Genomic DNA, 13,939 nt, shown 5'->3' with positions numbered 1-13,939 from the left:
ATCATCCTTAAGCCTTGATTGAAACCGAGGGAGAATCCCCGATGTTCGACAAGTTGGAAATCTTCAGGATGGCGCAGGGGCTGGCAGTGCATGCCGGCACGCGCCAGGCCGTCATCGCCCGCAACGTGGCGAATGCCGATACACCGGGCTACCGCGCCCAGGACATCGCGGATTTCGCCGACACCTATCGCAAGACCGGGGACGACATGCGCCTGCGCACCACGCGGGCCGGCCATTTGCCGGACGCCGAAACGGGCCTGCGCGCCGCGGCGATCCGCGAGGACGACGTCCCGAGCGAACCCAACGGCAACTCTGTCTCGCTTGAAGAGGAGATGCTGAAGGCCGCCGAAACCAAGAGCAAGCACGACCTGGCGATCGCCGTCTACCGCAGTTCGCTGGGCATCCTGCGCACCAGCCTGGGCCGGGCAAGATAGGAGGCATGAATGGCTGATCTCAGCGATAGTCGCGGCCTTTCGGCCAGCGGGTTACGCGCCCAGGCGGCGCGGTTGCGCCACGTGTCGGAAAACATCGCCAATGTCGACACGCCCGGCTATCGGCGCAAGCTGACCAGCTTCGAGGCGGAACTGGCCCCCAAGGGCCCCGAGGGCGCGGTCAAGACCGGGCCGGTGCGGCTGGACCAGCGCGAGCTGCCGCGGGTCTATGACCCCTCGCACCCGATGGCCGACGCCACCGGCTATTACGACGGCTCGAATGTCGACCTGGTGATCGAGATCGCCGACGCCCGCGAGGCGCAGCGCAGCTATGAGGCCAACCTGAAACTTTTCGACCAGGCCCGGCAGATGTCGCGCGGGCTGCTCGACCTGCTCCGTCGATAGGAGGAATTCGAATGGACATAAGATCCAGCATCGCCGCACAGGCCTATGCCACCGCGAAACCGGCGACCCAGCCGCAGAAACCCGACACCCAGGGCACCGGCGCCTTTGCCGACGCGGCGCAGAAATTCGCCCAGACCCTGCAGAGCGGCGAACAGACGGCGATGGCCGCGATGTCGGGCAGTGCCGATCCGCACGCGCTGGTCCAGGCGCTGGCCCAGACCGAGCTGGCCATCGAGACCGCCGTCACCGTCCGCGACAAGGTGGTCGAGGCCTACCAGGAAATCCTGCGGATGCCGGTGTAACCCATGACCGAATTCGTCTTCTACGACACGTTGCGCCAGGGGCTGTGGATCGCGGTAATCATCTCGATCCCGATCCTGACGGCGGCCCTGGTGACCGGTGTGGCCATCGGCCTGTTCCAGGCGCTGACCTCGATCCAGGAAATGACGCTGACCTTCGTGCCCAAGCTGGCGGCGATCCTGGTCGTGTTCTGGATGTCGATGGGGTTCATGACCGAAACGCTGACCGGGTTCTTCACCGACCGGCTGGTGCCGATGATCGCGGGGGTCTGAGCGATGGACAGCACATCCTACGGCACGCTGACCCGCCAGGTCGGGCTGATGCGCGAGATGCAGAGCGTCGCGCATAACATCGCCAACGCGGCGACGGCGGGTTTTCGGCGCGAAGGCGTGGTCTTTTCCGAACATATCGCGGCGCTGGACGGGCCGGCCGGGTCACTGTCGATGGCGAACGCCCATGCGCGCGAGATCGACCTGTCCCAGGCGCCGCTGACGCAGACCAACGGCACCTTCGATTTCGCGATCGAGGGCGAGGGGTTCTTCCTGGTCGAGACGCCACAGGGCGAACGCCTGACCCGGGCGGGCGCCTTCACCCCGAACGCCGCGGGCGAACTGTCGACGCCCGAGGGCCATCGCCTGCTGGATGCGGGCGGCGCGGCGGTGTTCGTTCCGCCCGATGCCACCTCGGTCTCGCTGGCCGCCGATGGCACGCTGAGCGCGGACGGACAGCCGCTGACGCAGATCGGGCTGTACATGCCCGCCGACCGCAACGCGATGACCCATGTGGCCGGCACGCTGTTCGATCCGGGCGGGGCGCCCGAGCCGCTTCTCGAAGGGACCATCCTGCAGGGTTTCGTCGAACAGTCGAATGTCGACGCCGTGGCAGAGATCACCCGGATGATCGAGGTCCAGCGCGCCTACGAACTTGGCCAGAACTTCCTGACCCAGGAAGACGAACGAATTCGCGCCGCCGTCCGCACCCTCAGCGGCAGCAGCTAGACCGGAAAGGACTGACCCATGCGCGCCCTACAGATCGCCGCCACCGGCATGTCGGCCCAGCAGATGCGGGTCGAGACGATTTCCAACAACCTCGCCAACATGAACACCACCGGCTATGACGCCCGCCGCGCCGAATTCGCCGACCTGCATTACCAGCAGGTCACCCGGCCCGGCACGATCAACGCGTCCGACGGCACGGTGGTGCCCACGGGCGTGCAACTGGGCCTGGGCGTGCGGCCGGCCTCGGTCACGGTGAACCTTGCGCAGGGGGCGCTGTCGCAGACCGGCAACGACCTGGACGTCGCGGTCGAGGGGCGCGGTTACCTGGAAGTGACGCTGCCCGACGGCAACCCCGCCTATACCCGCGACGGGTCGCTGAAACGCACGGGCGACGGGCTGATCGTGACCTCGGACGGCTACGAGGTGGCGCCCGGCATCACCATTCCCGACGACGCCCGCAGCATCTCGATCAATTCCGAGGGCGAGGTCTACGCCTATTTCACCGACCAGGTCGAAGCGCAGCTTCTGGGCCAGATGACCCTGACGATCTTTACCAACGAAAAGGGGCTGGAGGCGATCGGCTCGAACCTGTTCACCGAGACCGAGGCCTCGGGCGCGCCGATCGCGGGCACGCCCGGGGATGTCGGCTATGGCACGCTGCGCCAGGGTTACCTGGAGGACAGCTCGGTCGACGCGGTGCGCGAGATCACCGAACTGATCGAGGCGCAGCGCGGCTATGAGCTGAACTCCAAGGTGATCACGGCGGCCGACCAGATGCTTGGCGCGACGACGCAGATCCGATGACCCGCGCGCTGCTCCTCCTTGCGGCGCTGTGTGCCGCCGCGCCCGCCCCGGCCGAGATGCTGGTCGCCACGCGCACGATCCGCGGCCAGACGATCCTGGGGCCGGGCGATATCGCGGTGGCCGAGGGGACCATGCCCGGCGCGCTGACCGACCCGGCCGAGGCCATCGGCCAGGAGGCGCGCGTCAACCTGTATGCCGGCCGCCCGATCGGCGCGGGCGATATCGGCCCGCCCGCGATCATCGAACGCAACCAGATCGTGACCCTGATCTACCGCAACGGCCCCGTGAACATCGCCGCCGACGCGCGCGCGCTTGACCGCGCGGGCATCGGCGACGCGCTCAAGGTGATGAACCTCGCCTCGCGCACCACCGTGATCGGATTCGTCGCGCCCGACGGCACAGTGACCGTCGGGGCCTCGACCAAACCCTGAGGAGACCTGCTGCCATGACCCGCCTGACCCTTCTTGCCTGCGCCGCGGCGCTGGTCCTTCCGACCGCCTGTTCCCGCCTGGAAAACGTCGGCAAGGCGCCGGCCTTCAACCCCGTCGAGGGCAGCAACGAGTATTTCGCGATGACCGCGCCCGGCAGCCTGCCCGAGGCCGCCGACCGGCGCTATCCGGCCGACAGCGCGTCGCTTTGGGCGGGCGGGCGCAAATCGCTTCTGGGCGACCGGCGCGCGGGGCGGCGCGGCGACATCATGACCGTGGTGATCGAGATCGACGACAAGGCCGAGATTTCCAACTCGACCGCGCGCAGCCGCAGCGGATCGGAATCGCTGGGCATCCCGCAGATGCTGGGCCTTCCGCAGATCCTCGACCGGCGGTTGCCCGATGGCGCCTCGATGGCCAATGCCGCGGACGCCAATTCCAGCTCCAGCCATTCGGGCGACGGGTCGGTGCGGCGCAACGAGAAGATGACGCTGCGCGTCGCCGCCACCGTCACCGAGGTGCTGCAGAACGGCATCCTCCGGATCCAGGGCAGCCAGGAGGTGCGGGTGAATTTCGAGATGCGCGAGCTGATCGTCACCGGCTATGTCCGCCCCGAGGACATCTCGCGCCAGAACGAGATCACCTATGACAAGATCGCCTCGGCGCGCATTTCCTATGGCGGGCGCGGCCAGATCACCGACGTGCAACAGCCGCGCTATGGCCAGCAGGTCGCGGATATCCTGCTGCCGTTCTGAGGACCGACATGGGCAAGCTTCTTCCGGTCATCATCGCCGTCGTCGGCCTCCTGCTGGGGGCCGGGGCGGGCTTTTTCCTGCGCCCCGCCCCCGATCCGGCCGCCGCCGATCATGCCGCCGAGGGCGATCACGCCGGCGATGACGGCCATGGCACCGACGCGCATGCCGCGGATGACGGCCATGGCGAAGACGGCGCGACCAGCGATTTCGTCAAGATGAACAACCAGTTCGTGATCCCGGTGGTGCGCACCGGCAGGGTGGCATCGCTGGTCGTGCTGTCGCTGAGCCTGGAGGTGACGACCGGGGGCAACGAGCTGGTCTATGACCGCGAACCCAAGCTGCGCGACAGCTTTCTGCAGGTGATGTTCGACCATGCGAATGCCGGCGGCTTCGACGGCGCGTTCACCGAAAGCGGCAACATGACGATGCTGCGCCGCGCCCTGCTGGAGGTCGCGCATCAGGTGCTGGGCGACAAGGTGCGCGACGTCCTGATCATCGACATCGTCCGCCAGGACGCCTGAACGGCTCAGCCATCCTCGGCCCGGCGCATCAGTCGGCCCAGCGCGTCGTCCCGGCCAAAGGCCCGGGCGGCTTGCTTCATCTGCATCGCCTCTTCGACGCGCGCGCGGGCCAGCGCCCCATTCAGCGCGGCGCGGCGCCGAAGATACCACCGCTCGCGGCTGTCGCCCATCAACGCGCGGACGGCCGGGTCGGTCTCGTCGTCGAAGGCGCGACGCTCGGCGTCCAGGGCGGCGATCTCGGCCTCGATCCGGCGGCATTCCTGCGCGGCGGCGCGCAGCCGGGCCAGGGCCGCGTCGCGCAGGATGGTGCCCACCTCGGCCAGCCGTTTCAGCCTGTCGTCGGCGCCGCCCATCAGCGGCCCCGGGCGCGGGCGCGCATCTCTTCGGCGAAGCGGATCGCGGCGGCCACGGCGCGGTAATGTTCGGGGTGGATCTCGTCGCCGATCTCGACGGTGGCATAGAGCGCCCGCGCGGTCGGCGGGTCGCGCCGCATCGGCACGCCCGAGGCGGCGGCGACCTCGCGGATGCGGGCGGCGACCTCGTCCACGCCCTTGGCCACGCAGATCGGCGCGCCGGGTGTCGCCCGGTCCCATTTCAGCGCGACCGCGTAATGGGTCGGGTTCACGATCACCACATCGGCCTGGGGCACGTCGGTCATCATGCGGTTGGTCGCGATGTCGATCCCCTTTTGGCGACGCTGCTGCTTGACGTGCGGGTCGCCGTCGGATTGCTTGATCTCTTCCTTCATTTCCTCGTGCGACATCCGGTTCTTGCGCCGGTGTTCCACGACCTGCCACAGGTAGTCGACCGCGGCGATACCGCCCGCGATCGCCACGACGACGGCCATGAACTCGGCCGACATCCTGCCCAGTTTCGCGGCCGCCATCCCCGGCGACAGGTGCATCGTGCCCAGCATTTCCTCGATATGAGCCGAAAGGTAGACCCCCAGCAGGATCGTGTAGAGCGTCAGCTTGACCGCGCTTTTGGCGAATTCGAACAGGCCGGCGCGGCCGAACTTGTTCTTGGCGTTCGACAGGATCGACAGCCGCGACAGCTTGGGCTGGATCCGGTCGGGCGCGACCACGAAGCTTTTCTGCGCGAGGATCGAGGCCAGCGCCGCCAGCCCGGGCAGGGTCAGCCAGGGCAGCGCGGCCAGCGCCGTACTGCCCATCAACCCGCCGATCGGCGCCGTGCCGTGACCGTGCAGCACCAGCGGCGCGATGCGGTCGGCCTGGCCGATCAGCCCCGCGCCGATCTCGCCCAGCGCGGTCAGGCTGGCCGCCCCCAGCCCCAGCGCGGTCAGGGAAAACCCGGCATAGGCGGCGGCGGTGTTCAGGTCGGTGGACCGCGCCAATTCACCCTTCTTGCGGGCATCATCGAGCTTTTTCTGTGTCGGCTCGTACTGCTTGTCGTCGGGATTCTCGTCGCTCATCCGCCAACTCCGAACGGGGCGGCGAAGAGCTCGAGCAGACGGCCCTGCCACAGCACCAGCATCGGCGGCAGCGCCAGCAGCAGAAGCAGAAGCCCGCCCGCCGTCAACGCGGGCGCACCGACGAAGGCGACCATCAGCTGCGGCATCGCCTTGTTGATGACGCCGAGCGCGAGGTTGTAGATCAGCGCCGCGATCACGAAGGGCATGGCCAGCGTCGCCGCCAGCCCGAAACCCCGCGCGATGCTGAGGATGCCCCAGTCGGCCAGTTCCGCGGCATCGGGAAACCGCCCGGCGGGCAACAGGTCATAGGACAGGATCATCGTCTCGGCCGCGCGCACGTGCAGCCCCGACATCACCGCCAGCGCAAGTCCCGCGACCATCATCAGCCGCCCCATGGCGGGTTGCGGGTCCATCGTGTTCGACCCAAGGATTTGCGCCAGAGAGGTCGCCTGCGCGGCGATCTCGCCCGCCATCTGAAGCGCCAGGATCATCAGCCGCAGCACCAGGCCCAGCGCCAGCCCGATCACCGTTTCGGTCGCCACCGCAAGGCCCAGCGGCCCTGGCGCCACGTCCAGCCCCGGCGCGACCGCGGGCGCCACCACCGCGGTAAACGCCAGCGCAAGGCCCAGCCGCACCCGCGTCGGCACCGCCCGTTCGCCAAAGGCCGGCAGCATCGCCATCACCGCGCCGACCCTGAGAAACACCAGCCAGGCCGCCCAGATCAGCGGCTGCCAGGCCTCGGTCAGGGCGGCGAGATCATAGGTCATGCCGCCACCATGCCCACCAGCGCCGGGCGCGAATTTGTCCCGATCTCTTCGAAGGACAGAACGGGGACGGCGATCCCCTTGGCCGACAGCGCCGTCTGCACGAAGCGCCGCCGCCGCCCCGAGGTGGCGATCACCGGGAAAACGCCGGTCTCGCCCGCCCGCGCCAGCCGCTCGGACACGGCGCCGGCCAGGCGGTTGAACTCGTCGGGGGGCAGCGCGACGTCGGGCGGGCCGTGATCGTTGGGCACCTGGTAGGCGGTAAAGCGTTCCTCCCATTCGGGGGCCAGCTGCAGCAACGGCAGCGTGCCGTCCTCGCGCCGGTGATCGGCCACCAGCTGGAACCCCAGGCGCCGGCGGACATGTTCGCAGATCGATTCGGCACTGGCGTGCGAGGGCCGCGCCTCGGCGATCGCCTCGAGGATGAGGGGCAGGTTGCGGATCGACACCCGTTCCTCAAGCAGCAGGCGCAACACGGCCAGCAGCAGGTCGGTCGGCACCTTGTCGGGCACCAGCTCGTCCAGCATGCGGCGGTTGGCGGCGGCGCGGCCGGTGTCGGACAGGTTCGTCATTTCGTCCAGCAGGCGGCGCAGCGCCTTGTTGGTCAACAGCCGCGAGAAGTTGCGCTTGACCACCTCGAGCAGGTGGGTGGCCAAAACCTCGGAGGCGTTGACCACCGTCACCCCGAGCAGCGCCAGATCCTCGCGCCGGTCGGCCGGCACCCAGCGGGCGGGCGCGCCGTAGACCGGTTCGCGCACGTCCTCGCCCGGTGGCAGGATGGTGGCGTCATCGGCCTGCAGCGCCAGCACCTGGTCGGGGCGCAACCGGTCGCGCGCCTGTTCGACGCCCTGGATGCGCATCACGTAGGTGCCGGGCGTCAGCGCGCCGTTATCGGTCAGCCGGATCTCGGGCAGGATCAACCCGAAAGTCTCGGCCACGTGGCGCCGCATGGACGTGATCCGCGCCTCGATCCCGGTCGAGGGGTCGAGCACCATGCCCACCAGGTCGGGCGCGAATTCCAGGTGAATGTCGTCCAGGTCCAAAAGATCGCCAAGCCGGCTTTCGGTCTTTTCGCCCGCGCCCTCGGCGGGCTTGGGTTGCGCGGCCGCCTCGGCCTCGCGCAGGGCCTTGCGGCGCATCGCCTCGGCCGCGACGCCCAGCGCCACCGCGCCGGCCATGAAGGGAAGGAACGGCAGGCCCGGCACCAGCGCGAACAGCCCCAGCAGGACGGCGACGGTGCCCAGCGCGGCGGGGTGGCGGCCCAGCTGGCTGAGCACGGCGAAATCGGCGGTGCCGGTGGTGCCCCCGCGCGACAGCAAGAGCGCCGCCGCGATCGAGATGATGACCGCGGGGATCTGGCTGACCAGCCCGTCGCCCACGGTCAGGATGGCATAGGTTTCGAACGCGCGGCCCAGCGGCATGCCGTGCAGGATGACACCGATCGCCAGGCCCATCACCAGGTTCAGAAGGGTGATCAGCAGGCCCGCCACCGCGTCGCCCTTGACGAATTTCGACGCGCCGTCAAGCGAGCCGAAGAAGGTCGTTTCCGCCTGTTCGCGCTCGCGCCGGGCCTTGGCCTCGGCATGGTCGATGGCGCCCGCGGCCATGTCGCTGTCGATGGCCAGCTGCTTGCCCGGCATCCCGTCCAGGGCGAACCGCGCGCCCACCTCGGCCATGCGGCCCGCGCCCTTGGTGATGACGATGAAGTTCACGATCATCAGGACGCCGAACACGACAAGCCCCAGGAACACGCTGCCGCCCATGACGAACATCGCGAATCCCTCGATCACGTCGCCCGCCGCCCCGGTGCCGGTATGGCCCTGGCCGATGATCAGCTTGGTCGAGGACACGTTCAGCGACAGCCGCAGCATCAGCGTGGCCAGAAGGATGGTCGGGAAGGCCGAGAAATCCAGCGGCCGTTCGATGAACAGCGTCACGGTGAAGATCAGGATCGCCAGCGCGAAAGAGGCGGCCAGCCCGATATCCAGCACCCAGGCCGGCATCGGCAGGATCATCATCACGATGACCGCCATCAGCGCGAGCGCCAGCAGGATGGTGGGGTTGTACAGGTCCTTCAGGGTGATCTGGGGCACGGGGCTATCCCCCGCCATGCGGTTGCGCGGCGCGCCAACGCGGGCGGCCCGTCAATGGCGACGACGCGGCGCGGTGGGGCACGGGGCCCGTGGCGCGGGGATCTGGGTGATATGCCATTCTGGCCTGCCCGGTTCTGTCCACTCGTCCGGCAGACTAGGCCGGCACGGTTGACAAAGACTGAATCGCCGCGCGTGTCAGCGGTTTGCGGGGGGGGCCAGCAGATCGGCCAGCCGCGCGCGCATCGCGCTGCTGCCATCCAGCAGGGATCGTGCCCCCGACAGGCTGGGCGCGGCGGCCGGGTCGAAGGCCCCGGCCGGGGTTTCCTCGCGCAGGTCGGCATAGCCGCGCTGGTCGTCGGGGCCGGCGGTGCGCACGGTCTGCCAGTTGCGGTCACGCCAGGCCAGGGCGGCCTGCCGTTCGGTATCGCCCGCCGCACCGTAATAGCGCGCGGCGGTGGCCAGATCGCCCAGCGCACGCGCGGCCTCGGCCCGCAGGATGTCGGCCTGGGGCGAGTCGAGGCCCGACAGATACTGCATCGCCTGGCCCGGCTGCCCGATGGCCAGCGCCAGCCGCGCCCGCACCTGCCGTTCCTGCGGCGTTCCCCTGGGCGGGATATCCGACACGATTTCCGCAGCCCGCGCCGGGAAGCCCAGCGTCAGAAGACGATCGGCGACCGCCAGCCGGGCATTGTCGGCGATGGCGATGTCGGGCCGGGTCAGCACCCCCGAGAACGCCTCGCGCAGCAGATCGGCATCGCGGCCATCCCGCGCCAGCGCCCGGACAAGGTCGGACACGAGGACGCCGTCACTTTCCAGGCCGTTGTGCATCAGCATGCCGAAGGCCGTCTGGAAATTCCCGTTCGCCCCATGGCCCCGGATCGACAAGGCCAGCAATTGCGTGCCCAGCGCCGTGCCCCGGCGCTCGAAGGCCAGCGCCTCGGCCAGCGCAAGCGCATCGGCGGCGGGCGCCTGGCCCGCGTCAAGTTCGGTCTCGAGCCGAAGCACCAGCGCCTGGGGCGAGGACAGGCCACCTTCGGCAAGAACTTCGTCGATCCGGGCCTCGGCGGTTTCGATCTGCCCATGCGACAGATCCAGACGCGCCTCGACCAGGGTCAGGTCGCCCGACTGCGTCATCTCCCCGGCGCGCGCCACGGCATTGCGCACCCGCGTCGCGGCGGCGGTATCGCCGGCTGCGAGGAACCGTTCCGCAAGGGTCGGACCCAGGTGCCGCCGCAGGTGCAGCGGAAGTTCCGAAAAACTGCGGATCACGGCCGCCTCGTCCACCTCGGTGGTCGACGGTATGTCGGGCCGGGCAAGCGTCGCCCAAAGTGCGGCGCGGGACGGACAGGAAAGCTGGCCGTCGAAAAGATCGGGGTTTTCCGCCCGCCCCTCGTCCAGGATGGCGCCCATCTCGCGCCAGACCGGGGCGGGCGCACTGTCCAGCGCGACGGTGTCGATCACCGCGCGCGCCTCGGCCCCGAAACCCAGCGCCAGATAGCTGCGGACCAGGGCCTGGGCACCCGCGGGATCGGGGGCGTCGCGCATGTTCAGCAACGCCGAACGCCCGGCCGCGATCAAGGCGGCCGGCGGATCCTCGCCCAGCCAGCCGGAGAGATCGAAATAGCTGTCGGGAAAGCACGGATCGCCAAGCGCGGACTGGGTGCGCCCGCTGGCCTGGGGGCCGAACCCCCGGTCGATCGAGGTTTCGACATGCATGTTGGGCCGGTCGGCCAGCCCGGGCAACGCGGGCTCGGGCCCGGGGTCGTCCTCGGCGGTTTCGGGCGGCGCGGGGTCGGGCGGCGGGTCGTCGTCTTCGCGGGCGCGGCGGATATCGGCGGGTTCAAGCAGGCCCTGCGCCGCGGCCCGGCCGATCTGCTTGGCAAGTTCCGAACGCGCCGCGGCAACCCGGGGATCGGCCGGCGCCGCGACCGTCGCCGACGGCGGTGTCGGCGGCAGGAAGCGGCCGATGACCGGCGCGGGGCGCATCCGGCCGGCATCCATCGGCAAGCGAACCTTGGGCACGGGCGGCTGCGCGGTGCGGCGCGGTTCGGCCTGCTGCGGTGCCTGGGCCTGCAACGGCGCCTCGAACGGAGAATCCGCGGGCGCCGGGCCGTTGCGCAGATCCAGCACCACCAGACCCGGGCGCAGGGTGAAGGCCTCGGCATGGACGTCCTCGGCCACGCCGAGCGACAGCCGGCCCGGGGCGTCCAGCGCGATCGCGGTCAGGCGGGTCCGGGGGATAAGGTCGAACACGCCCGCAAAGGTGAAGTCGAGATCGGGATCGTCGAATTCCAGGAGGTAGCCTTCCGCGCCGCGCCCCAGGGACCAGGACACGCCCGCCGGCACCTCGAACACCAGGCGCGAGAAATCGGCATGCTCGCCCGACCGGATCGCGACGGCCTGGGCCAGCGCCGGCAGGCCGGGTAACAGAAAGACAACCAGCAGGACCGCGCGAAGGATCATGCGGCCTCCTGCTTGGCGGCCTTCAGCGCCTCTTCCAGCTCCGAGAAGCTGGGACGCATGGCGCCGGGCGTGTTCTGCCGGCCCACCTCGATGCAGATGGTGGGCGGGTGGTTGTGCAGGTTGGCCACCAGGACCTCGCGGATCAGGTGGTAGAAATGCGCGTCTTCCTCGGTCACGGCCTTTACCTTGGTCGAGAACGGGCCGACGAAACCATAGGCCAGGAACACGCCGAGAAAGGTGCCGACAAGCGCCCCGCCGATCATCTTGCCGAGGATCTCGGGCGGCTGGTCGATCGACCCCATCGTCTTGATGACGCCCAGAACGGCGGCGACGATGCCCAGGGCGGGCAGGCCGTCGGCGATGGTCTGGAGCGCATGGCTGGAATGCATCGCGTGGTGCATGTGCGCCTCCAGCCGCTTTTCCAGAACCTCTTCGACCTGATGGGGATCGTCGTAGTTCATGCTGGCCGCGCGCAGGGTATCGCAGATCAGGTCCACCGCTTCGTGATCGGCGGCGATCTTGGGATAGCGGCCGAAGATCGGGGAATCGGACGGCGCCTCGATATGGCTTTCCAGTTCCAGCGGGTTCTGGCGCGCGACGCGGATCATCTCGAACAGCAGGCACAGCAGGTCGCGGTAATCGTCGGGCTTCCATTTCGGGCCCTTGAAGACCTTGCCCACATCCTTGGCGGTGTGCTTGATCGCGGCCATGTCGTTGCTGATGACAAAGGCCCCGACGGCCGCGCCGCCGATCATCATCATCTCGTAGGGCAGCGATTTCAGGATGATGCCAAGCTTGCCGCCGGCGGCCATATAGCCCCCGAACACCATCGCGAAAATGATAACGATACCGACGATGCCGATCATGGACGGCGCTCCGTTGAAAAATGTGTCGACGCGAACTGTGGCAGCCCGGCGTTAAGAAAGGCTGATCATTCCCTGGGCGCGCGCGCGTTGCGCCCGGCGAGGATCACGCTGATCGAATAGGCGACCGGCGGGTCGAGCCCGGCCATGACCGCGGCGGCCGCATCCGCCCGCATCCGGCCCAGGAACCCCGCCGCGAAATCCGGGTCCATCTCGGCGAACAGGGCGGCGGCCTCTTCGGCCTTCATGTTCTCATAGACGGCGGTCAGGCGCGCGATGTCGGATTCGGCCGCGTCGTCGGCGATGGCGATGGTGGATTCCAGCGCCGCCTCGGCCGCCTCGAGCGCGGCCATCTGGCGGGCGATCTCCTCTCCCGCGATTTCAAGCGTGGCGGCGCGTTCGTCGAGTTCGGCCTCGAGCGCGGCGATCTCGGCCTCGCGGGCCTGCAGCGCGGACAGCACCTCGGCGATGTCGGGCGGCGGCGGGCAGGGTTCGGCCGCGGGATCGTGGCTGTCGCGGCTGTCATGCGCGGGGGCGGCAAGGCCGCGGATCTCTTCGGTGAGGGCCTGGGCGGTGCCGCCGCCGAACCGGATCAGCCCCGAGGCCAGAAACAGCCCGGCGATCACCGGCAGCACGGCGCCGCCGCCGGGAAGGGACGGAAGCTTGCGGGTCATTCGGCGGCCTCCTGGATCTGGCGGCGGCGGAACAGAACCATCGGCGCGGCCTCGGGCGGCGGGGCCTCGCGGGGCGGTTCGGCGGCGGGGGCCGGTTCGGGCACGGGCGCGGCGGCCTGCGGGGCGGGGGCGCCACGCGCCGCGGGGGTGCGCGCCTCGTCGGGCAGGTCGTGCATCGCGGCGACCAGCAGTTCCAGCCGCCGGGCCACGTCCTCGGCCCGGCCGGTCAGCGATTCCAGGCCGTCGGTCGAGTGCCGCGCCGATGTCTGTGCCCCCTGCAGCGCGCGGGTCATGTCGTCGACCTGGGCCGACAGCACGGCGATCGCACCGCCCATGCCCTTTTCCAGGTCGTTGAACCGCCGCAGCCGCCGGGCAAGGACATGGCAGTACAGCGTGGCGCCCAGCGCGCCGGCGATCAGCAGGATATCCGCGATCAATGCCATCGGTCCCTCCTCAGTTCAGCACGAATTCGGTGATCAGCAGGTCGCGCACCCGGTCCTGCCCGGTCACCAGCTGGACCCGGCGCAGCATCTGCGCGCGCAGGGTGATCAGCGCGGTGGGCTTTTCCAGTTCGGCCGCCTCGACCGCGCGCAGATAGCTGTTCAGCACGTCGAGAACCCGCGGCATCAACAGCGTCACCTCCTGTTCATAGGCGGGCGTCACCTCGAGCTGGGCCTGGAAGCGCAGATGCCGGCTTTGGGCCTGGGGATCGAGCGTGATGATCAGCGGGTCGACCGCGACGAAGGCCACATTGCCCAACGCCGATTCGCCGCCATGCGCGCCGTCGCCATGGCCCGCGTCGCCATGGGCCGCCGCATTGTTGTCACCGCCCAGAATCAGGCCCGAATACAGCGCAAAGAAGGCCCCGCCGCCCAGAACCAGCGCGCCGACCAGCCCCAGGATCAGGGGCTTCTTGGACTTCTTGCCAGAGGCTTCTGCCTCGTCTTCCTCGGTGTCGGCCATGGGTTCGGCCTCCTTTCGTCTCCCGCCCTCTATAGCCGCAGGAGG

General features: G+C 69.3%; 18 protein-coding genes. 9 read left to right on the top strand and 9 right to left on the bottom strand.

The window, feature by feature from the left end; translation table 11 throughout:
- Positions 1 to 41 precede the first annotated feature (41 nt).
- The 9 genes from EV662_RS16560 to EV662_RS16520 are packed head-to-tail and all read left to right on the top strand — an operon-like array spanning position 42 to position 4,642.
- Complete coding sequence (locus tag EV662_RS16560; RefSeq protein WP_132465001.1) at positions 42 to 434, top strand: FlgB family protein; 393 nt, start codon at positions 42 to 44, stop codon at positions 432 to 434.
- A gap of 9 nt (positions 435 to 443) precedes the next feature.
- Positions 444 to 836: a flagellar basal body rod protein FlgC gene (gene flgC, locus EV662_RS16555; RefSeq protein ID WP_132464998.1), complete on the top strand. Its 393-nt coding sequence runs from the start codon at positions 444 to 446 to the stop codon at positions 834 to 836.
- 11 nt (positions 837 to 847) lie between these two features.
- Positions 848 to 1,138 (top strand): flagellar hook-basal body complex protein FliE, encoded by a 291-nt coding sequence (fliE, locus tag EV662_RS16550; protein ID WP_132464995.1) that lies wholly within the window; start codon positions 848 to 850, stop codon positions 1,136 to 1,138.
- 3 nt (positions 1,139 to 1,141) lie between these two features.
- Positions 1,142 to 1,408 (top strand): flagellar biosynthetic protein FliQ, encoded by a 267-nt coding sequence (locus tag EV662_RS16545; protein WP_132464992.1) that lies wholly within the window; start codon positions 1,142 to 1,144, stop codon positions 1,406 to 1,408.
- A gap of 3 nt (positions 1,409 to 1,411) precedes the next feature.
- Complete coding sequence (locus EV662_RS16540) at positions 1,412 to 2,134, top strand: flagellar hook-basal body complex protein (protein WP_132464989.1); 723 nt, start codon at positions 1,412 to 1,414, stop codon at positions 2,132 to 2,134.
- 18 nt (positions 2,135 to 2,152) lie between these two features.
- Positions 2,153 to 2,938, top strand: a complete 786-nt coding sequence (flgG, locus tag EV662_RS16535; RefSeq protein ID WP_132464986.1) for a flagellar basal-body rod protein FlgG — start codon at positions 2,153 to 2,155, stop codon at positions 2,936 to 2,938.
- Positions 2,935 to 3,369 (top strand): flagellar basal body P-ring formation chaperone FlgA, encoded by a 435-nt coding sequence (gene flgA, locus EV662_RS16530; protein ID WP_132464983.1) that lies wholly within the window; start codon positions 2,935 to 2,937, stop codon positions 3,367 to 3,369. Before flgG ends, flgA begins: the two co-directional genes overlap by 4 nt.
- Positions 3,370 to 3,383: 14 nt before the next feature.
- Positions 3,384 to 4,121: a flagellar basal body L-ring protein FlgH gene (gene flgH, locus EV662_RS16525; protein WP_132464980.1), complete on the top strand. Its 738-nt coding sequence runs from the start codon at positions 3,384 to 3,386 to the stop codon at positions 4,119 to 4,121.
- An 8-nt stretch (positions 4,122 to 4,129) separates the two neighbouring features.
- Complete coding sequence (locus EV662_RS16520) at positions 4,130 to 4,642, top strand: flagellar basal body-associated FliL family protein (protein WP_132464977.1); 513 nt, start codon at positions 4,130 to 4,132, stop codon at positions 4,640 to 4,642.
- Positions 4,643 to 4,647: 5 nt separating this feature from the next.
- Here the strand turns inward: EV662_RS16520 and EV662_RS16515 are convergent, their stop codons facing one another.
- The 9 genes from EV662_RS16515 to EV662_RS16475 all read right to left on the bottom strand — a co-directional run bounded on the left by EV662_RS16515 (position 4,648) and on the right by EV662_RS16475 (position 13,894).
- Positions 4,648 to 4,995 carry a hypothetical protein gene (locus EV662_RS16515; protein WP_132464974.1) on the bottom strand — a complete coding sequence of 116 codons (348 nt, stop codon included), beginning with the start codon at positions 4,993 to 4,995 and terminating at the stop codon, positions 4,648 to 4,650.
- Entirely contained in the window at positions 4,995 to 6,074 is a 1,080-nt protein-coding gene (locus EV662_RS16510; protein ID WP_132464971.1) for an EscU/YscU/HrcU family type III secretion system export apparatus switch protein, read from the bottom strand. The genes EV662_RS16515 and EV662_RS16510 overlap by 1 nt, the downstream gene beginning before the upstream one ends.
- Complete coding sequence (locus EV662_RS16505) at positions 6,071 to 6,841, bottom strand: flagellar biosynthetic protein FliR (RefSeq protein WP_132464968.1); 771 nt, start codon at positions 6,839 to 6,841, stop codon at positions 6,071 to 6,073. Before EV662_RS16505 ends, EV662_RS16510 begins: the two co-directional genes overlap by 4 nt.
- On the bottom strand, positions 6,838 to 8,949 hold the full coding sequence (gene flhA / locus EV662_RS16500; protein WP_425057043.1) for a flagellar biosynthesis protein FlhA: 2,112 nt from the start codon (positions 8,947 to 8,949) through the stop codon (positions 6,838 to 6,840). Before flhA ends, EV662_RS16505 begins: the two co-directional genes overlap by 4 nt.
- Before the next feature lie 177 nt (positions 8,950 to 9,126).
- A complete protein-coding gene (locus EV662_RS16495) occupies positions 9,127 to 11,394 on the bottom strand; it encodes a hypothetical protein (protein ID WP_132464962.1) in 2,268 nt (755 codons plus the stop codon).
- Positions 11,391 to 12,260, bottom strand: a complete 870-nt coding sequence (gene motA, locus EV662_RS16490) for a flagellar motor stator protein MotA (RefSeq protein ID WP_132464959.1) — start codon at positions 12,258 to 12,260, stop codon at positions 11,391 to 11,393. The genes EV662_RS16495 and motA overlap by 4 nt, the downstream gene beginning before the upstream one ends.
- A gap of 65 nt (positions 12,261 to 12,325) precedes the next feature.
- Positions 12,326 to 12,931, bottom strand: coding sequence for a MotE family protein (locus tag EV662_RS16485; RefSeq protein ID WP_132464956.1), 606 nt, complete (start codon positions 12,929 to 12,931; stop codon positions 12,326 to 12,328).
- Positions 12,928 to 13,374 (bottom strand): DUF6468 domain-containing protein, encoded by a 447-nt coding sequence (locus EV662_RS16480; RefSeq protein WP_132464953.1) that lies wholly within the window; start codon positions 13,372 to 13,374, stop codon positions 12,928 to 12,930. The genes EV662_RS16485 and EV662_RS16480 overlap by 4 nt, the downstream gene beginning before the upstream one ends.
- A gap of 10 nt (positions 13,375 to 13,384) precedes the next feature.
- On the bottom strand, positions 13,385 to 13,894 hold the full coding sequence (locus EV662_RS16475) for a flagellar basal body-associated FliL family protein (protein WP_132464950.1): 510 nt from the start codon (positions 13,892 to 13,894) through the stop codon (positions 13,385 to 13,387).
- Positions 13,895 to 13,939 lie beyond the last annotated feature (45 nt).

Source organism: Rhodovulum marinum (assembly GCF_004343075.1).
GTDB classification, from domain to species: domain Bacteria; phylum Pseudomonadota; class Alphaproteobacteria; order Rhodobacterales; family Rhodobacteraceae; genus Rhodovulum; species Rhodovulum marinum.
Note: the sequence above shows the minus strand (reverse complement) of the source record. Positions and strands in the feature narration are given on the sequence as shown.